Origin of the sequence: Anabaena sp. UHCC 0399 (assembly GCF_034931465.1) — a bacterium.
Classification (GTDB): Bacteria; Cyanobacteriota; Cyanobacteriia; order Cyanobacteriales; family Nostocaceae; genus Trichormus; species Trichormus minutissimus.
Map to the genome: position 1 here is coordinate 1 of NZ_JAYGGZ010000075.1, position 23,501 is coordinate 23,501.

Here is a 23,501-nt window from a genome sequence, read left to right on the forward strand (position 1 = left end):
ATAAGTAAGCGGGTCAAATTGAATATGAAACTTCACCCGGACTTACTGATGAGAGGGCTTGAGGGTGAAGCTTGATTAAACCTACCTACTTAGTTAGGACTTTAGTTTTTGTTATTAAGACAAAGGAGGAGAAACTTGCTTTTTAAAGACGTGATTAATTGCATCTCTACGATTAATATTTCAATGATTTCGTGATTTTCAATCTTTCACAGAACTAACTGATTTTCGGTCAATTGAGATATTTTGATTAGATTTAATAGAACCCCCAGTTAAGCTACGGAAATATAGACCACCAACAGTGAGTAAAAATACAACATATCCTATGGCTTGCACTAAATAGAGATGTTCTCTATAGCCAAATAAAGATTTGAGAATTATACCAGGGAATTGTTGATCTGGCAGTATGCTGTTGGTATTCCAAACCATTGGCCCCAAAATACAAGAATGGATTTTGGTAAAGTGTTCGTAATAAAAACACAAACTTTCTGAGGCGCGATTGCTCAGAGCTAGGTTCGCTACAGCGTCATCAAAATGCTTTAATGTAGAAACTACTAAACCAGCAACAATCAATACTAATAAAACACCCATCACCTGGAAGAATTGACGGATATTAATTTTGACACCTAGTTTAAATAACAATACACCGATTGCGGCGGCTGTAGCCAACCCTGCAAGTGCGCCAATTGTGGGTATTAGTCCTTGTTGAAAATTGGCGGCGATAAATAGAACTGTTTCAAAGCCTTCACGAACAACAGCAATCAAAATTAAACTAAAAACGCCCCAAGCTGCATTTGAGTTTTTGCCTAAAGCGTCGGTGACTGCTCCTTCAACTTGGGCTTTCACGAATCTGGCTTGCTTCGTCATCCAGATTAACATCCAACTGAGCATGGCGATCGCCAGTACGCTAAACACACCTTCTAGCATTGGTTCAACTACAGGGGTATATTGGGGATTTGCTGCGCCGATAGCTTTAATTAACCAACTGAATAGCACACCAATCAACGCACTGATAACGATACCAACGCCAATACCAGCATATACCCAAATGTTGAGGCGTGACTGTTTAGCTTTTTTCAATAATGCCAACACAATACCAACAACTAAAGCGGCTTCTACGCCTTCGCGGAGTGTAATTACAAAAGTAGGTAGAGCAGTACTAAAATTCATTTTGATTAGTCATTTAGTCTTTGTTCATTCCATAGTTTTTAGTGCAACAGATAGTTGACTAAAAACTATGGACTATTTACTATTAACTGAAGTCGCGCAGCATCTTTTTCAGTTCAAGATTATGCATCTCTTCCTGCCCAATCATGTTACGGGCAAACTCTTCCAGATAAATACTAGCATTAGCAACAGTATCCAGCAGAGCTTTATACATTTCCAATGCTTTTCTTTCGTGATTTAAGCTCTCTTCTAAGATATTCTTGACAGAATGCTTAAAAGATTCTTCCATTGGAGTGATTCTCAAGGTTGGATGTCCATCTAATCCTGTGAGAATTTCTCCTACTTGTTGAGCATGAAGTAAGGATTCGCTAGCTTGAGCTTTGAAGAAAGCCACAATAGGAATACGATTAGGGCCTGTCACCATCAGGGAATAGTGTGTGTAGCGCACTACTCCTGCGAGTTCAAATTCCATGATGGCGTTTAATAAGTCGATTGTCTTTTTTTGATCAAGCTCTTGCATTAGTCGTTAATTACAATTACGAAGGGAGAGTTATGAGTAAGGAGTTATACCAATTCAAAATTCAAAATTTTCGCGTAGCGTCCCGCAGGGAAGAAAGCCAGATTTTACCAGAGTTACTGAGGAAAGGATCTGTTGCTGAATTTTGGAGAATTGGTTTTACAGGTTTAAAAGTCTAGTTTTAACTTTTAAAAATCACCTTACTGCTCACTCATTTTAAACTCCTTAGTTTGTGGCTTATAGTACTTCACAATACTATCTTTGTGCTTTGGTGCTAGATTGATCAATAACTTTTTGCGCGTTGAGTTCAATCGTTCTCACCATCTGAGTCACTTCATCCGGTGTTTTTACGGGTTGAGTGGGTGGAATAACGCTAGGCCAAACTTTCGTTAGTTCAGTAAAACTAGTTTCAATGGCTTTGTGTGCTTCGGGATTGCTTTGTTCTACTTGAGTAGCAATTCCTTTATATAGTTCTTGGGCGTAGATGACAAAGCCACGAGAGTCTTGATATTCAATTGCTTCTGCGATTTTACCATTGGCGATCGCCGCCCCATATTCGGAGTTGGCTGCATCCAATAAGCTGTTAATCACTTGCAAGACAAAACCAGGTTTGGTACGTTGCGCTTCTGGTAAAGCGGCGATCGCTCCGTCTACTGCTTCCACGGAGGCGGTAAAATTAGTCTTGACTTTGGCATTCTTAGGGTTAGATTTCACTAATTCTTGTAAACCCACCAAAGTTGTCTTAAATTCTTTGACTTGGCGTTCATTGAGTTGCTCTTCAACATCAATGTAAATCTCTTCTACTGGGTGTCCAATATGCGGTTCAGCCTGTTTTGCTTGATTATTATCCAGCAGTTCTTGGGCTACTAAAAGATGACCTTTCATTAAACCCATTTTGGTCATGTAGTCAACATCTTTGGCTTCACCTGTTAACACGACTTCTTGAACAGTCACGATGTCTTTAATTTGGTCGAACTGTTCCTGAGTTATGACTTTTTTACTGACTAAATCTTCAGGACTTCCATAGGGACGGCTAGCTTGAATCTTGTTTGATAATGCTGGAACGCCCAACTTAGCTTCAAATTTATCTAACTCTGACAAGATAGCAGTATTGATATTAATTCTTGCTTTCCCACTATGGCTACTGTGGGTTATGGTCTCTGTTGCCTGGCTAGTAACAACTGGCTGGGTATTATCTGCTGTTTGTGTACCTCCAGTACAAGAACTCAGGGAAACGATTGCACAAGCAGCAACGGCTAAACAGATATAGCGGGGTTTGATCATGATATTGATTTAAGTAGAAAAACTTTGAGAATTGTTAGTGATAACTTTAAATTGACCCATGCAGCCATTTTCGGCGATCGCATCTTGATGGGGATGGAACATATACTTACCGGGATAGCGAAATGCAAACTCTAAAATATGCCTTTCTGCGACACCCATTGTGATCACATCGGTTTTTTCGCTGGGTGTCATTGTCATCCCAGAACGATACACATCAAAAAAGTTGGCGTGGAGGTGAAACGTTACCGCCGGATCAAATTCAATAATATTCAGGACATACAAGCGAATTAACTGATTTTGGTAAATCTGGATGGGATGGTGCATATAGTGATGCGGTAGCCCGTTGAAAGCGTAATATTCATTACGGTTATCATCATTTACGTCATACCCAGCCATCACTAACACTATTTCATCAGCCGGGGGACGAGGTGTGGGGGGATCAATGATAAACATCCCGTATAACCCCTTGGCGATGTGACGAGTCACTGGTTCAATGTGACAGTGGTAGAGGTGAACGCCGTAGGGTTCAGCATCAAATTCGTAAATGGTTGCGCTACCATTACTTACGGGACGCACTCCATCCATATCCGCCGGATGAACGCCGTGAAAATGCAAAGAGTGGGAATGTCCCGCTTTATTCAGAAATAATATCCTGATGCGATCGCCTTGTTTAGCTCGCAGCGTTGGCCCTGGAATGCGATCGTTTAAATCCCAGATGTTGTAAGATACCGCACTATTGAGTTCAATAACAGAAGTACCCGCAGTTAATTGGAATTCTCGGATAGTACGCCCATTTTCTTGCTTGATAGTTCCATAATCAAACTCTCGGAGCATTTTCATGGGGTGCGCCACATTGTCAGAGTCATCCATTTCCATTGATGGTATTTTGACTATTGACTGACTTTTGCTATTAAGGGTATGCACTAGCGCAGTTGCACCTACTACGCCAGCACCACACAACCCCAGTTTTAAAAATTGGCGACGACTCCAAAGTTCTTTGTTACCCAGGGTGAAGTTATTGGGCATGAAATTCCAATACAATCAAGTTGCAAACTATTTTCAACTACAGTTGTGTATAGTATAGGACTTAAGATTTATTGTCAATAATTCTCAAGAGATTGAGGCGAAATTTTTAACGCGGAGGTATGCGGAGAGTTTTTTAGATAATATAGTTACAAATATTTATGCGTGAAATTTTTTATTAATTAAATGTTTTACGGAAATATCCTTATTCAAATGTATTAATTATAACAAAAAATAGAAATGATTCGGGTAAATATTTGATAGTTTGGCTATCTTTATAGTTCCAGTCAGGTAAGCAAGAGTATGGAAGCATTAAATACTCTTGGTAAGCTTTAATGCACTAATTTTATTTGAATTGTCATTCATGAAATGAGGAATTGTCTGGAATTTTTAATTTTTACTTGTGAATGCTTGGCTAGGGTATATGCTGGTTTAAACTGTTTTTTTTAACTAAAATTTTTGAGGTATAAAGTGTGCTGAGAATGGTTCTCACATCAAAACGCGCCTCGCTCATCTTGATGGGAGTTTTGAGTTTTTATCTAGTGGTGAGTGCATCTAAACCGGCTTATGGGATGCACATTATGGAGGGTTATTTACCAGCAGGATGGGCAATTTTCTGGTGGTTGGTGGCTTTACCGTTCATGGTTTTAGGGGTGCGATCGCTAACTCGCATCACTCAAGCTAACCCAGAATTAAAATTACTCTTAGCCTTGGCGGGAGCTTTTACTTTTGTCTTATCAGCATTAAAATTGCCATCTGTGACTGGTAGTTGCTCTCACCCTACAGGTACAGGGTTGGGTGCTGTGTTATTTGGCCCTTTGGCTATGTCGGTGTTAGGAACGCTAGTTTTGTTGTTTCAAGCATTGCTGTTGGCTCATGGTGGTTTAACGACATTGGGAGCAAATGCCTTTTCAATGGCGATCGCTGGCCCTTTTGCGGCTTACTGGATTTATCATTTGACACTCAGGTTAAGTGGTAAGCAGAAAATTTCCATCTTTTTAGCCACCGCTTTAGCAAATTTGCTCACTTACATTGTTACTTCTGTGCAGCTTGCGCTAGCTTTCCCTGCACCTGTGGGGGGATTTCTGGCCTCTTTCGCTAAATTTGCGGGAATTTTCGCTATTACCCAAGTCCCCTTAGCTATTAGTGAAGGATTGCTAACGGTATTGGTGTGGAACTGGTTACAATCCTACAGTCCTCAAGAATTAGAACTATTGAAATTAATTAAGCGTCAACCCCATGAATCAATCTAAACAAGGAATCAGTAACTGGCTGTTATTGCTGGGAGTGATTGTTTTATCAGTCACGCCTTTAATATTTTTACGTGGAGCAGAATTTACAGGTGCAGATGGTCAAGCGCAAGAGGCGATTGGGGAAATCAACCCTGGATATCAACCTTGGTTTAAACCTTTATTTGAACCAGCTAGTAAGGAAATAGAAAGTTTATTATTTAGCTCACAAGCTGCTTTAGGCGCAGGGATTATTGGTTACGCAATCGGTTTATATAAGGGACGTTCCCAGCAGCAAAGGAATAAGGAATGAGCCTGCAAATAGATACACTGGCTTACACGAATAAATTACGGCGGTTAGCACCAGAGCAGAAATTACTATTTGCGATCGCCTTACTGATTATCTCCAATTTTGCTCATCCACCAGTGCAAATCCTAATTGCGGTTTGGATGAGCATCTGGACAATATTTTATGCAGGTATTCCCACAAAAATTTATCTTAAATTAGTCTATATACCGATTCTTTTTTGGCTAACAAGTTTACCCGCTTTAGTAATTAATGGTGTAGAGATTAACCAATTAAATTTAATTCAAAATGATGCTATTACTGGCTTTAATTTTGGTTCTTATTATTTGTATATTAGCAGTCACGGCGTTGAGCAAGGATTGAGAATTTTAACGCGAGCGATCGCTTCTATTTCTTGCTTGTATTTTGTGATGTTAACTATCCCCTTTACTGACTTATTACAAACTTTAAGACGGGTAGGTTTACCCGTACTCATCACGGACTTATTGTTACTAATGTATCGGTTTATTTTTGTCCTGTTAAATACAGCCTCAGAGTTATGGATAGCACAACAATCTCGTAGTGGCTACCGCACTTTTAGTCTGAGCATGAAGAGTTTATCTCTATTAATTGGACAATTATTTCAACGTACCCTAGAAAAATATCGCCAAGTTTCTCTAAGCCTTGAATCACGGGGGTTTAACGGCGAATTTCAAGTTTGGCATTCCTATCGCTATTATCTATCCAAGCGGTACGCAATGGAAGCAATTCTGGGATGTTTAATCTTATTAGAATTAGAATGGAAAATAGCTTTTTTATAAAAAATTGGCAAGCTGACAGCGAGCATTGATAAAAATCATTAGATTATGCAGCAATCATTACTGGAATTCCAGCAGGTATACTATAGTTATCCTGGTACACAACAATCAGCATTAAATGGCATCACGCTGCGGATACCTTCAGGAAAAAAATGTGCATTAATTGGTAAAAATGGTTGTGGTAAAACCACACTATTTTTATTGGCTAACGGTTTATATAAACCCCAAAAAGGTGTGATATCTTGGCAAGGTCAGCCTTTAGAATATGACCGTCGTTCGCTGATGAGCTTGCGTCAAAAAATTGGGCTAATATTTCAGAATCCAGAACAGCAACTAGTAGCCTCTACCGTTGAAGAAGATATCTCCTATGGTTTATGTAACTTAGGATTACCAACAGTTGAAATTCAACAAAGAGTAGAGCAAGCGTTGATTGAATTTGAACTAACTGAATTAGCCCAAAGGCCAGTACATCATTTAAGTTTAGGGCAAAAAAAGCGTGTTTCTTTAGCTGATGTCATGGTATTAAAGCCAGAATTGCTATTACTAGATGAACCAACTGCGTATCTAGATAGACCACAAACTCGCAATTTAATCGCTATCCTTAAAAAGATTCATACATCAGGTACAACTATACTCATGGCAACCCATGATTTAGACTTTGTTTATAGTTGGGCAGATTGGATTTTTGTCATGGATGAAGGCAAATTAGTTTTAGAAGGACAACCACAGGAGTTATTCGCCCAACGAGATATTCTCGAACAGCTACAGTTAGGTTTACCACTCATCTATGACATATTATTTTCTGAAGGAATCATTCCAGAGGAGTTAGTTTTAGAGCAGTTTCGCCAAAAAATCTTAAATATACTGCTTTAGTTATTATATTCATCCAGAGAGAAAAATTATTAATACATTTTTACTCTACGTGTGTGTCTCTGTGGTAAAAAACGCTTAGTTAAGCATTTCTTGACTTTTATAATTTCTTAAATATCTGTATAAACCCGATATTCATCAACTAATTAACAATGATTGTGCCAGCAAAATCAATAAAAATTAACAACTTGCCAAACAAGTACATTATTTGACGTGTATTTTATTGCCCATCTTCCCTAGGTAACAGGATAAAATCCCCCAATAGGGCATTGAAAATAAGTGAAAAATATTGTTTTTTATTAATTTGATGTCTAAAGTTGCACAATTTAAATAAGTGCAAAATAATACTCTCAATACAGGGCATATTATGCACATACCTGATGGATTTGTTTCTGTACCGGTGGCTGGTGCTACTGGTTTAGCGAGTTTCGTAGCACTGTTTGTTGCCTGTGAGCGATCGCAGCAGGCATTTGGTATCCGTCGCGCCCCGATACTAGGCTTAACTACTGCCTTTATTTTTGCGGCGCAGATGATTAATTTCCCTGTTGCAGGGGGTACAAGTGGTCACTTATTGGGGGGAACTTTAGCGGCGATCATTTTGGGTAGTCCTTGGGCGGGAATGCTTTGCATCGCGACAGTCTTAATTATCCAAGCTGTGTTATTCGCCGATGGTGGGATCACAGCCTTGGGAGCTAATATCTTCAACATGGCAGTGATTGGGGTTTGGGTAGGCTGGATATTGACCCAAACTTTACAAAGGCTATTGGGAGGTTCTAAAGGGCGTTTACCCTTAGCGGCTGGGATTGCTGCTGGTGTCAGTGTCGTAGTAGCAGCTATAGCTTGTGCAATTGAATTACTGCTGTCTGGAACTGCATCCATAGCCGTTTTACCTGCGATGGCTGGTGTTCATATTTTGATTGGTGTTGGTGAAGGGTTAATTACAGGCGGTGTGTTGACTTACCTAGCCCAAGCCAGACCAGATTTACTACCAGGAGAACAGGAAGAGATTCGCGGATGGGTCGTTCCTGTCGTTAGCATTGTCTTAGTGGCTGGTGTACTATCACTGCTAGCCTCAGCCTGGCCTGATGGCTTAGAAAAAGTAGCCGAAGACTTGGGCTTTATTAACTTAGCTGAACAAGTCCGGGTAGCTGTACCCACACCCTTAGCAGACTATGGAATTGAAGGTTTGGGTTTGATTGGTACAAGTATCGCTGGGCTTTTGGGTGCGGCGGTTTGTTTTGCTGTGGCTTTTGGGATTGCTAAAGTAGTACGCCCGAAGAATGCTTAATTTAGGTGACAGGTGACAGGGGACAGGAGACAGGTGAAAGGGAAAGAGTTAATCTGATACGTCTTAAATTGGGAATTTTGAATTGACTATGGCTTTGCCGTTACGGTTGCATCTATCTCTAGTGATTGTCGTTGGGACAGCTTTATTAAAGCATCATGCTTGGTATTGGCTGGCTGTATATGGTGCGATCGCTATTTTTTGGCTAGCATTTTTACGTCCACCAATTCGCCACATGGGAGGATTGCTAGGCACAGAGTTAATTTTCTTATCTCTAGTTGCATTACCCTTGGGTTGGGAACGAGCCAGTTTTCTCTTAGTTCGTTCTCTTGTCTGTCTCATCGTCATGAATAGTTTTTTATTAACATTACCCCCCCACAGTTTCGGTATTGCTCTCAAGAGTTTACCTGTACCGATAGCTATTAAAGAAAATTTACTCCTGGCTGGGCAATATTTAGAAATATTACTAGCAGAAGTCAAACGGATGCAGCGCAGCGCACAACTACGAGGTCTGAATGGTACATCTGGCTGGCTGCGCTACGCCAGTGCAGCCATGATTGGAAGTTTGTATCTCCGCAGTTTGGATCGAGCCGAACGAGTCTATGGTGCAATGGTGATTCGCGGTTACAACGGACAATTACCCATAGATTTCACATTTAGAATTAAAGAGCGTTTTATTCTCCTGATGGCTTGGGCGATCGCTCTTTGTTTTACCCTCAGTTCCTATATTAAATTGTGAATCTTGAAATCTTTAACTTCTAACCCCCACACTTCCGCCCGTAATCCCCACACTGGCATAGTTGAGGTAAAAAACTTGGTGTATGCCTATCCGCACCAAGAACCAGTCTTACAAGATATTACTTTTACCTTGAACATTGGCGATCGCGTGGCGTTAATGGGTGCAACTGGTTCTGGTAAAAGTACCTTGCTAGAAAATCTTATTGGTTTGAAAGAGCCAAAATCTGGAAAAATTTTGATTAATGGCATCCCCATAGAACCAAAAACCTTACCCCAAGTCCGGCGATACATTGGTTTTGGCTTTCAAGATGCCAACGACCAATTATTTATGCCCACCATCCTCGAAGATATTACTTTTGGGCCACGCAACTACGGTGTACCAGCAGCCATAGCCAGCGATCGCGCCCGCCAATTATTAGCAGATTTTGGTCTAGCAGCCTACGCCAACCGTTCCGCCCATGAATTATCAGGGGGACAAAGACGACTAGCCGCCCTCGCCGCTATCTTGGCATTAGAACCAACAATTTTGATTTTAGATGAGCCAACCACTGGACTAGATCCCGCATGGCGGCGACACTTGGCACAAGTGTTATTAAATTTACCAGTGCAAGTCATATTAATTGCTTCCCATGAATTACATTGGTTAGGAAAAGTGACTGATAGAGCCTTGGTACTATCTGGTGGTCGCATCGCAATTGACAGTGAGATTCAGCCACTTTTGCAAGACGGGGAAATCTTAGAACAGTTCGGTTTGCCAATAGATTGGTGATCTAAGTGTCATGACAGTAATTACCTATAAATGGACAATTGAACGCTATCACCGAGCAATAGAAGCCGGGATTTTTGACGCCCAACCTATAGAGTTATTACGCGGCGACCTTATTGTAATACCCCCAGAACGTGAACCTCACGCCTACTACAACACAGAAGCCGCCGATTATCTCCGTACGCTACTAGGTGAACGGGTAAAAATCCGCGATGCTAAACCCATCACCTTACCCAATGATTCCGAACCAGCCCCCGATATTGCCATTGTCAAACCTTTAGGCGAAATCTACCTAGAACATCATCCCTACCCCGAAAACATATTTTGGGTGATGGAATTTTCTAAAGCCACCCTGAGCAAAGATTTAGGTGAGAAAAAAGCAATTTATGCGGAGGCTGGCATTATTGAATACTGGGTTGTCAATCTCAAGACTCCCCAGTTACAAGTATTCCGCGACCTCAAACATCGACAATACACAACCGAACTAACACTAACCACAAACACTATTTCACCCCTAGCCTTTCCTGATGTATCTATCAAAGTTCAAAGTCTCATCGGTTTCCCAAGATACAACTGAATAGAAAAATCAAACATTTAAGATGCTCCTAGAGTCTGATACCCTCTAACTGAGAGTTGAAACCTGGGGAATTTATGCAAAGCGCACCAGCCCAAGAGATTAAATTACTAGTTGTAGATATAGACGGCACAATTTCGGGAGAATCGAACACAGTTAGTCAAGCTGTCAAACAAGCGATCGCCGCCGTCCAAGCCAAAGGGATTCCGGTAGCGATCGCCACTGGGAGAATGTATCGCTCGGCGTTACGCTTTCACCAAGATGTAAATTCTACTTTGCCACTCATGGCCTATCAGGGAGCGTGGATTCAAGATCCAGCTAGCCAAAAAATTCATCAACATTCACCAGTAGCTAGAGATATTGCCGAGCAACTACTAGACTATTTTGAACAGCCAGCATTGCGATCGCTCCTCTCTGTTCACTTCTACATCAATGATCAGCTTTATGTGCGGGAACTAACCCCAGAAACTCAAACCTATGCTGCACGTTCTGGCATTACTCCTATAGCTGTAGGAGATTTACGCCAAACTCTCTCCAATGAACCCACAAAGATTTTAGCCTTGTGTGATGATATATCTGTCATCACAGATTTATTAGGGAATTTACGCCGCCAATACACGCCGGCTGAACTATACATGACAACCTCTGTTGCTACCTTCTTTGAAGCAACTAACGCTGTTGTCAATAAGGGTAATGCTGTCCGTTACCTAGCAGAAGAAATATTAGGCTTACAAAGTCACAACGTTATGACTATCGGCGATAACTTCAATGACTTAGAAATGCTGGAATATGCCGGGATTGGTGTAGCTATGGGGAATGCCCCTGATGGTGTGCAGGCGATCGCTGATTGGGTTGCTCCTAGTGTAGAGGTTGATGGCGCAGCAACCGCGATTGAAAAATTTTTACTTGCTTGAGGATGGTCAGTAAAGTTTAGATTAATCTAAAAACCCCTAAAATCAGAAAGAACACCGACGACTGGCCGTGTTTCGTCTCGGTGTTCTTGCTGGTTCGCTCCTCACACACCTGTTACTATAACTGAGGTCGATAAATCCGTCAATACCTAGTTAGAAAAGTTTTGATCCTGAAGGATGGACATATCAATTCAAAATTCAAAATTCAAAATTCAAAATTAAGGAATTCAAAATTAAGGAATTTTGGGGCATGGAGCATGGGATCTACCTTGTCCCCTTGTCCCCTTGTCCCCTTGTCCCATCTGCCCCCTGCCCCTCCTCCCTTCACAACTCAACTGGTGCAGTAGCCCCTAATTTGACTATCAATAAAAACCTTAAAACAGATTGAGTAGCCATTATTAATCCCAATCTGGCTTGAGCGAGTTCTGGTGAGTTAGTTTTCACCTCACCCCAAATGCGACATTGACACCAAAAAGCCTCAAAAGCTTGACTCAAATCCCATCCTATTTTTTCCCAGTTAACTGAGCCAGCATCCTCAGCACACTCTAATTCATCTACTGCTTTCACTAATTGCATAATTAAATGACTCTCGGCCAGGTGATGCAGGCGTAATTGGCGATCATCGCTATTGAGCCAAGGTAATGCTTCTGTTACTACTAAACTTCCTAAATGCCAGCTTTCGCTACTTGTTGATAGTGGTTCTTGCAATTCTATCAAGCCTTCACGATGAGCCAGTAATATCAACGAATAGCAGCGTGCATGGGCATACTGAATGCTAAATAAGCGTGATGGATTGTGACTTTTTACTCTTTCACCTTTGTCTGGAAGTGGTGACTTGATACCGATGAAATTTAAACTACTCTTTGATTCCCCAACGGCGACACTTTGTAACCAATCTGCTAACAAATCATGTGTTAATTCTATGTGAATCAAACCAGGGGCAACTATTTGTACTATCAATGCTTCACCACAGTTATCTGCTATGTGAAAAGCGATCGCATTGGCTATCTCCCAAGGTACTGAATTATGAGATTTTGCTAGCCGCAACGCCACACCAGAAATATACAAAACTCGATTAATATCTCTACCCTGATATAGAGGTATTCTTCCAGATATTATGTGCTTTTCATTCCCTTGAGTAAGATAAAAATTCATTCCAGACAGCAAATAGCTGTATATTAAATTCTTAATAGCCGTATTTTTACTCACTAGTAGAATCTATAACACTGATATTTTCCTCAAAGACTTTGTGGCGAAAAACACTGGAGTAACCGTCATCAGTCTTTAGATATAAAATTTTTCTAAACAAAGAAAAATGAGATTAGCATAAAATTTCATAAATATTAGATGAATAATATGTAAACTTTACTACCATCATTGTACAGTAGGAAGTATAACAAAATAGTAGGGCGCAAATTGCTCTCTACTTTTTTGATGGCTGACGCTGTTAGGCGTTAGGCCTACTTCAAATACACAAAGACACTCCTTGCACCTTTTTTATGTCGTCTTTGTCTTCAGCCGAACGCTCTTTGTTACCTATGCAATCTCCATCTTCTTTTTCTGAGGCATCACGCCCTTTTCTGACTTGGCAACGTATTCTTGACTGGGCTCAAGAACACTATCGCTGCCGCACCTTTAGCAAAGATGAGCGAATTCCAGCCCGTCCTGGATTGCTGTATTTGGTTCAAAGGGGTGCAATCCGCATGGTAGGAACTGCCCAAGTGAGTGCTACCGCGAGTCAGTTAACTTCTCGACGCATCAACAGAACTCCAGAAGAAGCTTTCTTAGGTTTTGTTGGCGCAGGACAGCCATTTGAAATTGTGGCTCAGTCACCATTTACCCTGCAATCTTATGCTCACGTTGATCAAACAGCAGTGTTGTGGATGTACTGGCACGATCTAGACAATTGGCCTCACTTCCGTCGTGAAGTCATGGATGCTTTCAGATACCAGCACCAGCGTAAACTTCTATGGCTGAGTGCTTTGGGACAACGCCGTACAATTGACAGACTCCTTGGATTCCTCACTTTGTTGATTGAGGAATATGGAGAGCCTGCGATGAGCGATACCGATCCCGATGTAATTCGTGGCTATTGCCTACCTTTCCCCCTTACTCATGCCCAAATCGGTAGCGCAATTGGTTCAACCCGCGTAACTGTTACCCGCTTGATGGGCAAACTGCGTCAACGTGGCTTAATTCTTACCCAAGGGGATAATCTGATTTGCCTGCCAGCAGAGTCGATTAATAGAGCCAGCTAAGAAAGCCTGATTCATCGTCGTTAGGGCATCTACGGTTAGGAACTGCCGCTCTGTTTAGCAGATGTCGGTTAATTGTAACGGTCAACTCTAGTGAGATAGTTCCTACCCCCGATCAGTCAGCAGTAAGTCGCCGCCAGCAACATTCACTTACTGCTCAGTCAACCCAATCTGTTTGACCACCACAAACAGATTGTGTCATCGGGCAATCTTGGTACATGTCGCATCTAAAATGGGCATCGATCAACAACTATCAGCTAATTATCGTACTGGTTCAAAATCAAACCCAGTACCAGAACGAGAAGGAGAAGCGGGAACTATTTTTACCAGTTGAACTGAGGTATTGCGATCGCCGGAACGCAAAAACCGCACCACACCAGAAGCACCATTAGCAGTAAAATCAGGGGCTGACAGGGCTTGCTGGACACCTGCACGTGTGGGATTGCGCTTGAGTGCCGCGCTCAAAGCTACGGTAGCATCATAAGACATTGCCGTCCGCCAGCTGACATCCCCCTTCCATAAATTCCGGGATTGGGAAGGGAAAATAGCTTGGGGATTACCAGCAATATGCCAGGGAGCAGCCACTACCATCCCTACGGTTTGAGCCTGACCCTCTGCTAAAATCTTGTTAGAGTAAAGGCTATCTCCCCCCAATAGAGTCAGCCTACCCTGGTTAATTTCAATTACTTTTAAAGCTGGATCTAGAGTTGCGGTGTTAGCTGCTAACATTACCACTTCTGCACCTTGTTGATTAGCCTGTTGTAAGCTTTGAGCCGCATTAAAATTCACATCGGATAAATCAAATTCATCAGATACGTCTCCACCCTGTAAGCCAACAGAAGTAACAAACTCAGCCTTTAAAGATTGGCTATAATTACTTTTGGAATTAAAGAAAACCACTGCTTTTCTTTTTTGCAATGTGTTTATCATGTAATTAGCTAAAGCTCTGGCCGCGATAAAATCACTGGGGACTGTGCGGAAAATGTAGGGGCTAGAGTTAGAAATTTGCACAGAAGTGCTAGTGGGGGAAATGGCGACAAGTTGTCCAGAATTATAGACCGTACCTGCTGCTATGGAAGTGTCACTACCAAAATGTCCGACGACACCTAACACTTGGGGATTGTTGACTAAACTAGTAGCAACTTCTTTGGCTACTTCTGGTTTGTCGTCATCACTGGCTATCCCCACTTTCAGAAAAACGCCTTGAATTTTGTCACCAGCATTAATTTCATTTTGAGCTTGAGCGACACCTCGTAAAAGTTCTAAAGCAGGATCTTTGTTAGTATGTAGCGGTGCAGAAACAACAATGGTGTAGCTTTTGGCAGAACCAATACGAGCATTATTTAGATATATCAATGCTTCTGGGTCATTTGGTGCACCTCTTAGAGATGATTCCAAATTAATGATCGCTTGATTATAGTTTCGATTAGCGATCGCGTTTATCCCTGCTTGCTTTTCAGGAGTAGTGTCACCGGTAATTAAAGTTTTTTCGCCAAAACTAATCCGTTCTGGGAGTGTTAGATTTTTTTTCTCTGGAGGATTTGGATTGACAGAATTACCTGTTCCTAGATGCTTACTAAACCACCAACCACCTCCACCCATAATCGCAAGTGTGGTTAGCAGAGATACCGCTAAAACCGTAGTTTCATTCTTCTGTGACATGAACGAGTTTTAATTGGTTACATTAATTTTGATAATTTCACTTAGTTTACCGCACTCAGTGGTGAGTGCTGAGTGCTGAGTAATATTCTTCTTACTACCTACTAACCACAGCAACTTTGTTAAATGAACTGAGACAATAATTTATAAATTAGTCGAAATAAGGATGTAGCCGCGATCGCGAATAAACCCCCTGCAACTGATATCACTACAAGTTCTAGTGGGCTAATTCCTGGAATAAACAGTACGATTACAAAACTAATTACAGTAATAATTAATAAATATAATTTTTTAATCCACCGCTTAGTTTGAGCAAATATTAGCAAACCCAAAATTACACTTGCCAGACTCAAAGTAATTATGGGTGATTGAGTGAGAGTAAAAAGAGCGATCGCCATTAATGCGCCTTCAAAGCCACTAAATGCTGCGCCTGTCAATAATTCCCAGGTAGAGAAAGCAGTATTTGCTTTTCGCTGTGGTGGGGATGTTGCATATGTCAAATACTGATCAATCGCCGCGAGTACCTGATCAGCTGTTTGAAAACGGTCTTCAGCAGCAGGCAAGAGCATTTTGTTTAAAATATAAACAAAGTGACTATTAATACTAACTTCCTTTTGCCATATCCACCTATTGCTATGAGGATCAATGAGTTGCGTAGGTTCTTTTTCTGTTAACAAGTTAATAACAGTTGCCGCTAAAGCATAGAGGTCTGTAGATTTGAATACCTGATTCCCAGTTATTTGCTCAGGTGCGGCAAACCCAGGGGTGTAAATACTTGTAGAAGAACCAGCACCAACACCTGAGACGGTTGTGACTTGTTTAACTGCGCCAAAATCTAAGATAAAAAGTTTACCATCCCGACGACGCATAATATTGGAAGGTTTGATGTCTCGGTGAATAATTTGTTTATCGTGGATAAATTTGAGGATTTTGAGACTTTCTTGGAGTAATTCTAAAGCTTGCTGTTCAGAAAATTTACCATTTTGAACTAGTTCTTCCTCTAGATTTTGTCCATCAATATATTCTTGTACCAAGTAAAAAAACTGATCTTGTTGTCCTGGTTGCAAACTGGGAACAAACATCGGAAAAAAGGCGAACAACTGGGGTATTTGATCGTGTTCTTCGCCTATGTAAGCCAGGACATTAGCTTCTCTTTCAAATAGTTTTTCTGCTACTTCTAGTTGTTCTGGTGTGAAATGACTCGGAGGTTGGAACAGTTTGACTACACACTGACGCATCCCTGGAAATCGACGATCAAGTGCTAGGAAGGCGGCACCAAACCCCCCTTTACCCAGTAATTTTACGGGTACGTATCGACCATCTAACATCAATGGCATACCGCAGCTAGTACAGTATTTTTGCGGTGTGGTTTTGATTGTCGTATCGTCTAAATCGGGACAATGATTTTGTGGACGTTGACACGCTGGACGAGTGCAGTAGACTTCCATTGTATTTTTGTATTGACGTACTCTCCCACGGCTATAAAAACATTGCTAACGCTAGTAGTTTTTATCAAAAGCTGGGGGATTCTTCCTGATTCCTCGTAGTCAATGCTGTGTATCCTCAAAGCAATAGAGAAGGATTAACCTTCATTATTAGAAATTGGTAACACAGCTTCTAATGGAGTGACCATGTGTTTTTTTTGTGACAGGTTAAAAATATCCTGATGCCATTCAGGGGTAGCAAACTGGGGTAATATTTCTTGGCTGAAAGCTTCTGCCGCTTTGGATCTATAGCGATTAGGATTACATATCAGCCATAGTGTGCGTTTGACAACCACACCATCAATCGGGGTACGGTGAAGTACACCCATCTGCAATTCTTTAGCGATCGCACTAGTAGAGACAAAGGCAGCACCTAAACCAGACTGCACAGCATTTTTAATTGCTTCGATGGAATTGAGTTCCATTTCAATTTTAAAACGTCTGCTATCAAGTTCGCAGCGTACTAGTACCTGATCGATGACTTTGCGAATAGTTGATTGGGAGTCTAAAGTAATGAATTGCAGTTTATATAAGTCTTCTTTTTGAATGGATTCTTGTTTAGCAAAGGGATGAAATACAGGTAAAATCAGAGCCAATTCATCTTCGGCATAGGGAATAATTTCTAAAGAATCCGCTAGTTCTCCGGGGATTTCACCGCCAATAATTGCCAAATCTACCTGACCATTAGCTACACTCCAAGCAGTGCGACGAGTCGAGTGGACGTGTAATTGGACGGCGACATCGGGATATTTTTGGCGGAACATCCCAATCATTTTAGGCAGTAGATAAGTCCCAGTGGTTTGAGAAGCACCAACAATTAAAGTACCGCCTTGGAGATTTTGTAAATCCTCAATAGCGCGGCAAGTTTCCTGACACAAACTGAGAATTTTTTCACCGTAGCTCAATAGTAGATGTCCTGCTTCGGTTAATTGGGCGCGTCGTCCGCCACGGTCAAATAAGGGGACATCCAACTGCCGTTCTAAGTTCTGCACTTGCAAACTCACAGCAGGTTGGGAGACATAGAGACTATCAGCAGCGCGCTTGAAACTCCCTTCTACCGCGATCGCTTTGAGAATACGTAACTGATCTAAAGTGAATGGAAGGTCAGACATAAGGCTCAACCCACAAACTTTGAAAGGAGCAACTTTGGCAATCAATCATCATAGACACGATTGATTACATTTTGAATCTAGAGGCTTGACTGGAAAAAGACAGTACCACAACATTTTGACGCAAGTCCCCTGTTGAATACTTTGTGGTATTGGTTGTATATCGTTAACTTTTCTTTAAATTACTTTACCTGTTTTTATGATTTTGAATCCTTGGTTAGCTCCGAGTCATTTTGTCATGCTGGGGTTATTGTTAATTTTTGCGATCGCCCACAGTGGAGGGGCAGCTTTGCGACCTTGGGCAGAAAAGCGCATCGGGCCAAGGCTTTATCGCATTATTTTTGCATTAATTAGTCTACCGTTGGCTGTCATAGTCATTACTTACTTTTTTAATCACCGTTATGAAGGAGCGCAACTTTGGCAATTACAGGGTGTACCAGGGGTAAAAGCCACAGTCTGGGTATTGTCAGCGATTTCATTCTTATTTTTATATCCTGCCACCTTCAATCTACTAGAAATTGCTGCTATTCAAAAGCCCCAAGTACATCTATATGAGACAGGTGTGATCAGAATTACCCGTCACCCCCAGATGGTGGGGCAAATAATTTGGTGTATTGCCCATACCCTGTGGTTAGGGACTAGCTTTACCCTAGTGACATCTATTGGCTTAGTGTTGCATCATTTATTTGGGGTATGGCATGGCGATCGCCGCTTACACTACCGCTACGGCGAAGCCTTTGAAATTGTGAAACAACGCACGTCTATCATGCCCTTCGCGGCAATTATTGATGGTCGTCAATCTCTTAAATGGCAGGAATTTGTCCGTCCTGCTTACTTAGGTGTTGCTATTTTCATCGGATTACTTTGGTGGGCGCATCCCTTGTTAATTATGGCGACCAGTAGGGTAAATTGGTAGTTTTGACTGATCCCCAATCCCCAAAAAAATACTAACCCAGGAAAAAATTCCCCTGATCAATTGCTACCAAATCAATGTAGAATTAATTGAAATAGCTGTTAGTCAGGGTGTGGTCATTGGGTTCCATATTTTTATATGCGTAAGTCACTAAGCAATCACTTTCTTTGGGGAGTATACAGCACAGCACTTAAAACACCCTTTCTGCAAGAAGTTGCCAGGACTTGAATAACCTAATTTTTGCCGTTAAAATCGTGCTGACTTTTGTGTCAGAAACAACAACAATTTTGAAAAATACCTGCTACGAAGCGTTGACTAGCTTGCTAACTTCTTCTGCTGATAGCTAGTTTGATAATAAAAACCTATAATTCTAGAGGCATCATGGTGTTGTCGGTTAGTGAGCGGACATTTACTCAAGAAGTTTTAGAATCTCCAGTTCCGGTTTTAGTGAATTTTGAAGCACCTTGGTGTGGACTATGTCGCATTATCCACCCTTTACTGCTGGAATTTCAAGTTCAATGTAGTGATCAAATTAAGCTAGTTGGGATTAACGCGGATGAAAATTTCAAGCTATCTAACACCTATCGCCTCAAGTCGCTGCCAACCTTACTGCTAATTGAAAATGGCATAATTCGGCATCGTCTAGAAGGTTTCCGTGGTAGAGATGACTTACGCCTAGCTTTAGAGGAAATTAAACTCAACTACAGTAATCGTCCAAAAGCTTACAGTAGCGTCACAACATCCGAATTAGAATTACATTTAGCCTAATTGGGCATTGGGCAATTCAATGCGTGGATTGTGGATTGATGATTGTGAATAGAGATTTAATCTAAAATCCGTCTTAAAAAGTTTCCTAAGGCGGGTTTCCCGTCGTAGGAAATTTTGTCTACGACACGCTACGCGAACGCAAAATCCAAAATCTAAAATTCCCAGTCCCCAGTCCCCAGTATTTATTTAATTTTGAATTTTGAATTTTGAATTTTGAATTAATTTGTCCCTAAATCTAAAACCATGCTTAACACCCCACTCAAATGTGTTCGAGTGGGGTATTTTATCATCTAGGGTGTGTGTCACAATTGTTAACAGTTCCGACCTGGACAGTTGCTGCCGGCAAGACCGTACAGTAGAGTCCAAAGTTAGTCAAGAATCCTAAAAGTACCCGTCAGTGATGGAAGTAATCTATCAATACGCCTGGCTGATCCCGGTATTGCCACTTTTGGGGGCAATGCTAGTCGGTCTAGGCTTGATTTCGTTTAACGAGACGACAAACCGCCTGCGGCAGCTAAATGCTGTGTTGATCATTTCCCTGATGGGCGCAGCGATGGGTCTGTCCCTTGCCTTGCTATGGAGTCAACTCCAAGGACACCCAACCTATCTCCACACCCTAGAATGGGCAGCAGCAGGCAATTTCCACTTGAGCATGGGCTACACTATCGACAACCTCACATCCCTGATGTTGGTGATTGTCACAACGGTAGCCTTCTTAGTCATGGTTTACACTGATGGCTATATGGCTCATGACCCAGGATATGTGAGATTTTACGCCTATCTCAGCTTGTTTGGCTCATCAATGTTGGGTTTAGTGATCAGCCCTAACCTAGTACAGATTTATATCTTCTGGGAACTAGTGGGGATGTGTTCGTACTTGCTAGTTGGCTTCTGGTACGATCGCAAGTCAGCAGCAGATGCAGCCCAAAAAGCATTTGTCACCAACCGCGTCGGCGACTTCGGTCTACTCCTCGGCATTCTGGGGCTATTTTGGGCTACAGGCAGCTTCGATTTTACCGTGATGGGCGATCGCCTAGCAGAACTGGTAGAAACAGGCTCATTGAGCAATTTCCTGGCAGTTGTGTTTGCGATTTTAGTTTTCCTCGGCCCAGTTGCTAAATCCGCTCAATTTCCCCTACACGTCTGGCTACCAGACGCAATGGAAGGCCCCACCCCCATTTCTGCTTTAATCCACGCCGCAACAATGGTGGCAGCTGGGGTATTCCTGATTGCCCGGATGTACCCCGTTTTTGAACACGTTCCAGCCGCAATGAACGTGATTGCCTTTACAGGGGCATTTACGGCGTTTTTGGGGGCTACCATTGCCATGACCCAAAACGACATCAAGAAGGGTTTGGCTTACTCCACCATCTCCCAGTTAGGCTACATGGTTATGGCCATGGGAGTAGGTGCGTACAGTGCTGGTTTGTTTCACCTGATGACTCACGCCTATTTCAAGGCGATGTTGTTCTTGGGTTCTGGTTCGGTGATTCACGGCATGGAAGGTGTCGTAGGTCATGACCCAGTATTGGCACAAGATATGCGCTTAATGGGTGGATTGCGGAAGTATATGCCCGCTACCGGACTCACATTCTTAATTGGTTGCATGGCAATTTCTGGGCTTCCTCCCTTTGCTGGCTTCTGGTCAAAGGATGAAATTCTCGGTTCAGCTTATGCTGCTAACCCACTTCTCTGGTTTATTGGCTGGATTACTGCCGGAATTACAGCTTTCTATATGTTTAGAATGTATTTCTCGACATTTGAAGGTAAATTCCGGGGTAATGACGAGAAAATCAAAAATAAGCTCAAGAAAGCAGCAACAATTGTTCTCGAACTAGATTCAGCATCAGCAGCACCAGTACCAAACTTTGGCCCTGGGGCAATGAAAAAAGGAGAATTGGCAGCTACAGGGGATCATCATGGTGATCACGGCCATCATAGTCATTCTCCCCATGAGTCGCCTTGGACGATGACCTTACCCTTGCTAGTGTTGGCTATACCTTCAATGTTGATTGGTTTAGTAGGTACACCCTACAACAATTACTTTGAACGGTTTATCTTCTCCCCGACAGAAAGCATGGCTGAAGTTCTCGAAAAAGCCGCCGAGTTCGACCCCAATGAGTTTTATGTCATGGCGGGTGGTTCAGTCGGTATTTCCTTAATTGGGATTACCTTGGCTTCTTTGATGTATTTGCAGCGTAAAATTGACCCAGCTGCGATCGCTGCTAAAATCAAGCCACTTTACGAACTATCCCTCAACAAGTGGTATTTCGATGACATCTACCACCGTGTCTTTGTCCTGGGTTTACGCCGCCTAGCTAGACAAGTCATGGAAGTAGACTTCCGCGTTGTTGATGGTGCAGTTAACCTCACAGGCTTTTTCACCCTCGTTAGTGGTGAAGGTCTAAAATACCTAGAAAATGGTCGTGTTCAATTCTACGCCTTGATCGTGTTTGGGGCAGTTTTGGGCTTAGTTATTTTCTTCGGTGTCACCTGATTTTTATTGGGGTGGACAGCCGTCTGCCCCTAAGTTTTTTAAGAGTCTAATATTAGACTCCTTTTTTTTGGCTTGAATTCTTCAGCAGTGTTCTCTGTTGAGGTTTTATGGTTTTTACTTCCAGTAAAATAAGAGGTACTGTAGTAGAGAGTTTAGGTACTCACAATGACCCTTGAACAGCTTGAAGCCGAAATTCTTGCACTTCCAAAAGATTCTCAAATGATTTTATTAGCAAGATTACTGGAAAGATTGGGTCAAGAAAGTGGAATAGATCAAGAAATCGCAGCTAGTTGGGCGGAAGAAGCCCAGAAGCGTGATGAAGCTATGAATACCAATCAAATTACTGGTATTCCAGCTGAAGAAGTGTTTCAACGAGTTCGTGCATCTTTACAATGACAAGAATTGTATTTCATCCATTGGCAGAGCAAGAACTGGTTGATGCCGCAAGTTATTACGAGGAACAAAATCAGGGGCTTGGACTAGAATACTTGACAGAAGTAGAAAGTGCAGTCAATCTGCTTATACGTTATCCTGCTGCTGGTGTAGTAGTTCGAGGATTTGTTCGTCGGCTGATTCTGCCTAAATTTCCTTATTCACTTCTATACCGTGTTGTTGATGATGATTTAATTCGGATTCTAGCCATAGCACATCACAAACGTAAGCCTGTGTACTGGATTGGTCGAGAATAGAATTCAGAAATCAATTAGTAGGGGATTTAGACCCCCTAAATTTTGTTAAATATTCAAGTCTTCTTTTACATCATCTGGCGGTTCAAACATCATCTCAAAATCTCTATTGGGAATAGTTCGACGCAAAAATCTTAAATGGTCTTCTGCATCTTGGCGGTTAGCAAAACGGGCGACGGTGTGAGATTGGGTAATCACTACAGTTTTTACTATCACCCAAGGATGATTTTGGGCAATAACTGGTTTTATCATGGTGAATGTCTCCTTTTGTTAGGGAGCCAAGAGCCAGCAGGAAGCCTCGGAAACTTATTTGCTGGCTTTTGACAAGATTTGTAATTTTATTGCCGGGTTGCTGTAGGTGTGAGTGTGTTTTCATCGCTTCTAAACACTCTCCTCTCATAGATTTTGTGGTACAAGCTGGGTTGCATCATGGTCGTGAAGTCCTGGAACAACTAGCCATAGCCACATCCGGCACTTGAACAAGCGCAATAATAGAAGTTCTTCAGGGAATTTTTGATTTCTGTGACCTTGCCAGTGTCCAAGGTGTGCAAGTTGTTGTTTGGCGCAGGTTGGGCAGAGGTCGCCTGGTTTTCCTTTGTCGATGGTGTAGTTTGAGTCTTCAGGATTGAGGGGTTTAATTTCAGGAAAGCGCCCTGCTTGGGAAT

Annotated in this window: 25 protein-coding genes; 15 read left to right on the forward strand and 10 right to left on the reverse strand. The window is 41.9% G+C overall.

The window, feature by feature from the left end; all coding sequences use genetic code 11:
• Nucleotides 1-198: 198 nt before the first annotated feature.
• From VB693_RS26905 to VB693_RS26920, 4 genes are all read right to left on the reverse strand, one after another.
• On the reverse strand, nucleotides 199-1,167 hold the full coding sequence (locus tag VB693_RS26905; RefSeq protein WP_323268914.1) for an FTR1 family protein: 969 nt from the start codon (nucleotides 1,165-1,167) through the stop codon (nucleotides 199-201).
• Nucleotides 1,168-1,249: 82 nt separating this feature from the next.
• The gene (locus VB693_RS26910; protein ID WP_190702463.1) at nucleotides 1,250-1,684 is read right to left on the reverse strand and encodes a ferritin-like domain-containing protein; all 435 of its coding nucleotides are present in this window, start codon (nucleotides 1,682-1,684) and stop codon (nucleotides 1,250-1,252) included.
• 252 nt (nucleotides 1,685-1,936) lie between these two features.
• Nucleotides 1,937-2,965 (reverse strand): helix-hairpin-helix domain-containing protein, encoded by a 1,029-nt coding sequence (locus VB693_RS26915; protein ID WP_323268915.1) that lies wholly within the window; start codon nucleotides 2,963-2,965, stop codon nucleotides 1,937-1,939.
• Between the two features lie 9 nt (nucleotides 2,966-2,974).
• Nucleotides 2,975-3,991, reverse strand: a complete 1,017-nt coding sequence (locus VB693_RS26920; protein ID WP_323268916.1) for a multicopper oxidase domain-containing protein — start codon at nucleotides 3,989-3,991, stop codon at nucleotides 2,975-2,977.
• A gap of 515 nt (nucleotides 3,992-4,506) precedes the next feature.
• Between VB693_RS26920 and VB693_RS26925 the strand changes: the two genes are divergently transcribed.
• The 9 genes from VB693_RS26925 (at nucleotide 4,507) to VB693_RS26965 (ending at nucleotide 11,468) form a co-directional block, all read left to right on the forward strand.
• Nucleotides 4,507-5,241: an energy-coupling factor ABC transporter permease gene (locus VB693_RS26925; protein WP_323268933.1), complete on the forward strand. Its 735-nt coding sequence runs from the start codon at nucleotides 4,507-4,509 to the stop codon at nucleotides 5,239-5,241.
• Nucleotides 5,228-5,530, forward strand: a complete 303-nt coding sequence (locus VB693_RS26930; protein WP_323268917.1) for an energy-coupling factor ABC transporter substrate-binding protein — start codon at nucleotides 5,228-5,230, stop codon at nucleotides 5,528-5,530. The genes VB693_RS26925 and VB693_RS26930 overlap by 14 nt, the downstream gene beginning before the upstream one ends.
• Entirely contained in the window at nucleotides 5,527-6,324 is a 798-nt protein-coding gene (gene cbiQ / locus VB693_RS26935; protein WP_323268918.1) for a cobalt ECF transporter T component CbiQ, read from the forward strand. Before VB693_RS26930 ends, cbiQ begins: the two co-directional genes overlap by 4 nt.
• Nucleotides 6,325-6,369: 45 nt before the next feature.
• On the forward strand, nucleotides 6,370-7,194 hold the full coding sequence (locus tag VB693_RS26940; protein WP_323268919.1) for an ABC transporter ATP-binding protein: 825 nt from the start codon (nucleotides 6,370-6,372) through the stop codon (nucleotides 7,192-7,194).
• A 364-nt stretch (nucleotides 7,195-7,558) separates the two neighbouring features.
• Nucleotides 7,559-8,479, forward strand: a complete 921-nt coding sequence (locus tag VB693_RS26945; RefSeq protein WP_323268934.1) for an energy-coupling factor ABC transporter permease — start codon at nucleotides 7,559-7,561, stop codon at nucleotides 8,477-8,479.
• A gap of 88 nt (nucleotides 8,480-8,567) precedes the next feature.
• Nucleotides 8,568-9,215 (forward strand): energy-coupling factor transporter transmembrane protein EcfT, encoded by a 648-nt coding sequence (locus VB693_RS26950; protein WP_323268920.1) that lies wholly within the window; start codon nucleotides 8,568-8,570, stop codon nucleotides 9,213-9,215.
• Nucleotides 9,216-9,218: 3 nt separating this feature from the next.
• On the forward strand, nucleotides 9,219-9,983 hold the full coding sequence (locus tag VB693_RS26955; RefSeq protein ID WP_323268921.1) for an ABC transporter ATP-binding protein: 765 nt from the start codon (nucleotides 9,219-9,221) through the stop codon (nucleotides 9,981-9,983).
• A gap of 10 nt (nucleotides 9,984-9,993) precedes the next feature.
• Nucleotides 9,994-10,557, forward strand: a complete 564-nt coding sequence (locus VB693_RS26960; RefSeq protein ID WP_323268922.1) for a Uma2 family endonuclease — start codon at nucleotides 9,994-9,996, stop codon at nucleotides 10,555-10,557.
• A 74-nt stretch (nucleotides 10,558-10,631) separates the two neighbouring features.
• Nucleotides 10,632-11,468: an HAD family hydrolase gene (locus VB693_RS26965; RefSeq protein WP_323268923.1), complete on the forward strand. Its 837-nt coding sequence runs from the start codon at nucleotides 10,632-10,634 to the stop codon at nucleotides 11,466-11,468.
• 321 nt (nucleotides 11,469-11,789) lie between these two features.
• Here VB693_RS26965 and VB693_RS26970 read toward each other — a convergent pair whose 3' ends face one another.
• Nucleotides 11,790-12,620: a DALR anticodon-binding domain-containing protein gene (locus VB693_RS26970; RefSeq protein ID WP_323268924.1), complete on the reverse strand. Its 831-nt coding sequence runs from the start codon at nucleotides 12,618-12,620 to the stop codon at nucleotides 11,790-11,792.
• A gap of 344 nt (nucleotides 12,621-12,964) precedes the next feature.
• Between VB693_RS26970 and VB693_RS26975 the strand changes: the two genes are divergently transcribed.
• Complete coding sequence (locus tag VB693_RS26975) at nucleotides 12,965-13,723, forward strand: Crp/Fnr family transcriptional regulator (protein ID WP_190405605.1); 759 nt, start codon at nucleotides 12,965-12,967, stop codon at nucleotides 13,721-13,723.
• 258 nt (nucleotides 13,724-13,981) lie between these two features.
• On the opposite strand, the gene VB693_RS26980 is transcribed toward VB693_RS26975, so the two are convergent.
• The 3 genes from VB693_RS26980 to VB693_RS26990 all read right to left on the reverse strand — a co-directional run bounded on the left by VB693_RS26980 (nucleotide 13,982) and on the right by VB693_RS26990 (nucleotide 17,975).
• Nucleotides 13,982-15,382, reverse strand: coding sequence for an ABC transporter substrate-binding protein (locus tag VB693_RS26980; protein WP_323268925.1), 1,401 nt, complete (start codon nucleotides 15,380-15,382; stop codon nucleotides 13,982-13,984).
• A 119-nt stretch (nucleotides 15,383-15,501) separates the two neighbouring features.
• The gene (locus VB693_RS26985) at nucleotides 15,502-16,827 is read right to left on the reverse strand and encodes a serine/threonine-protein kinase (RefSeq protein WP_323268926.1); all 1,326 of its coding nucleotides are present in this window, start codon (nucleotides 16,825-16,827) and stop codon (nucleotides 15,502-15,504) included.
• A gap of 134 nt (nucleotides 16,828-16,961) precedes the next feature.
• Complete coding sequence (locus VB693_RS26990) at nucleotides 16,962-17,975, reverse strand: LysR family transcriptional regulator (protein ID WP_190702406.1); 1,014 nt, start codon at nucleotides 17,973-17,975, stop codon at nucleotides 16,962-16,964.
• A 196-nt stretch (nucleotides 17,976-18,171) separates the two neighbouring features.
• Between VB693_RS26990 and VB693_RS26995 the strand changes: the two genes are divergently transcribed.
• From VB693_RS26995 to VB693_RS27015, 5 genes are all read left to right on the forward strand, one after another.
• Nucleotides 18,172-18,888, forward strand: a complete 717-nt coding sequence (locus tag VB693_RS26995; RefSeq protein WP_190702403.1) for an NnrU family protein — start codon at nucleotides 18,172-18,174, stop codon at nucleotides 18,886-18,888.
• Between the two features lie 378 nt (nucleotides 18,889-19,266).
• A complete protein-coding gene (locus VB693_RS27000; RefSeq protein WP_323268927.1) occupies nucleotides 19,267-19,653 on the forward strand; it encodes a thioredoxin family protein in 387 nt (128 codons plus the stop codon).
• A gap of 400 nt (nucleotides 19,654-20,053) precedes the next feature.
• Nucleotides 20,054-22,150, forward strand: coding sequence for an NAD(P)H-quinone oxidoreductase subunit 5 (locus VB693_RS27005; RefSeq protein WP_323268928.1), 2,097 nt, complete (start codon nucleotides 20,054-20,056; stop codon nucleotides 22,148-22,150).
• A 165-nt stretch (nucleotides 22,151-22,315) separates the two neighbouring features.
• Nucleotides 22,316-22,546 (forward strand): addiction module protein, encoded by a 231-nt coding sequence (locus VB693_RS27010; RefSeq protein ID WP_323268929.1) that lies wholly within the window; start codon nucleotides 22,316-22,318, stop codon nucleotides 22,544-22,546.
• Entirely contained in the window at nucleotides 22,543-22,839 is a 297-nt protein-coding gene (locus VB693_RS27015; protein WP_323268930.1) for a type II toxin-antitoxin system RelE/ParE family toxin, read from the forward strand. The genes VB693_RS27010 and VB693_RS27015 overlap by 4 nt, the downstream gene beginning before the upstream one ends.
• A gap of 45 nt (nucleotides 22,840-22,884) precedes the next feature.
• Here VB693_RS27015 and VB693_RS27020 read toward each other — a convergent pair whose 3' ends face one another.
• Both VB693_RS27020 and VB693_RS27025 read right to left on the reverse strand, forming a co-directional pair.
• Nucleotides 22,885-23,088, reverse strand: a complete 204-nt coding sequence (locus tag VB693_RS27020) for a hypothetical protein (RefSeq protein WP_323268931.1) — start codon at nucleotides 23,086-23,088, stop codon at nucleotides 22,885-22,887.
• 144 nt (nucleotides 23,089-23,232) lie between these two features.
• Nucleotides 23,233-23,501 (reverse strand): hypothetical protein (locus tag VB693_RS27025; protein WP_323268932.1); only part of this gene is annotated, 269 nt, incomplete at its 5' end.

Coding starts and splice junctions, on each gene's coding strand:
- VB693_RS26960 (WP_323268922.1), top strand. CDS start 9,994: ATGACAGTAATTACCTATAAATGGACAATTGAACGCTATCACCGAGCA.
- VB693_RS26990 (WP_190702406.1), bottom strand. CDS start 17,975: ATGTCTGACCTTCCATTCACTTTAGATCAGTTACGTATTCTCAAAGCG.
- VB693_RS26995 (WP_190702403.1), top strand. CDS start 18,172: ATGATTTTGAATCCTTGGTTAGCTCCGAGTCATTTTGTCATGCTGGGG.
- VB693_RS27020 (WP_323268931.1), bottom strand. CDS start 23,088: ATGATAAAACCAGTTATTGCCCAAAATCATCCTTGGGTGATAGTAAAA.
- VB693_RS27010 (WP_323268929.1), top strand. CDS start 22,316: ATGACCCTTGAACAGCTTGAAGCCGAAATTCTTGCACTTCCAAAAGAT.
- VB693_RS26945 (WP_323268934.1), top strand. CDS start 7,559: ATGCACATACCTGATGGATTTGTTTCTGTACCGGTGGCTGGTGCTACT.
- VB693_RS26975 (WP_190405605.1), top strand. CDS start 12,965: ATGTCGTCTTTGTCTTCAGCCGAACGCTCTTTGTTACCTATGCAATCT.
- VB693_RS26940 (WP_323268919.1), top strand. CDS start 6,370: ATGCAGCAATCATTACTGGAATTCCAGCAGGTATACTATAGTTATCCT.
- VB693_RS26985 (WP_323268926.1), bottom strand. CDS start 16,827: ATGGAAGTCTACTGCACTCGTCCAGCGTGTCAACGTCCACAAAATCAT.
- VB693_RS26950 (WP_323268920.1), top strand. CDS start 8,568: ATGGCTTTGCCGTTACGGTTGCATCTATCTCTAGTGATTGTCGTTGGG.
- VB693_RS26965 (WP_323268923.1), top strand. CDS start 10,632: ATGCAAAGCGCACCAGCCCAAGAGATTAAATTACTAGTTGTAGATATA.
- VB693_RS27005 (WP_323268928.1), top strand. CDS start 20,054: ATGGAAGTAATCTATCAATACGCCTGGCTGATCCCGGTATTGCCACTT.
- VB693_RS26905 (WP_323268914.1), bottom strand. CDS start 1,167: ATGAATTTTAGTACTGCTCTACCTACTTTTGTAATTACACTCCGCGAA.
- VB693_RS26920 (WP_323268916.1), bottom strand. CDS start 3,991: ATGCCCAATAACTTCACCCTGGGTAACAAAGAACTTTGGAGTCGTCGC.
- VB693_RS26915 (WP_323268915.1), bottom strand. CDS start 2,965: ATGATCAAACCCCGCTATATCTGTTTAGCCGTTGCTGCTTGTGCAATC.
- VB693_RS26930 (WP_323268917.1), top strand. CDS start 5,228: ATGAATCAATCTAAACAAGGAATCAGTAACTGGCTGTTATTGCTGGGA.
- VB693_RS26980 (WP_323268925.1), bottom strand. CDS start 15,382: ATGTCACAGAAGAATGAAACTACGGTTTTAGCGGTATCTCTGCTAACC.
- VB693_RS26925 (WP_323268933.1), top strand. CDS start 4,507: ATGGGAGTTTTGAGTTTTTATCTAGTGGTGAGTGCATCTAAACCGGCT.
- cbiQ (WP_323268918.1), top strand. CDS start 5,527: ATGAGCCTGCAAATAGATACACTGGCTTACACGAATAAATTACGGCGG.
- VB693_RS27000 (WP_323268927.1), top strand. CDS start 19,267: ATGGTGTTGTCGGTTAGTGAGCGGACATTTACTCAAGAAGTTTTAGAA.
- VB693_RS26910 (WP_190702463.1), bottom strand. CDS start 1,684: ATGCAAGAGCTTGATCAAAAAAAGACAATCGACTTATTAAACGCCATC.
- VB693_RS27015 (WP_323268930.1), top strand. CDS start 22,543: ATGACAAGAATTGTATTTCATCCATTGGCAGAGCAAGAACTGGTTGAT.
- VB693_RS26970 (WP_323268924.1), bottom strand. CDS start 12,620: ATGAATTTTTATCTTACTCAAGGGAATGAAAAGCACATAATATCTGGA.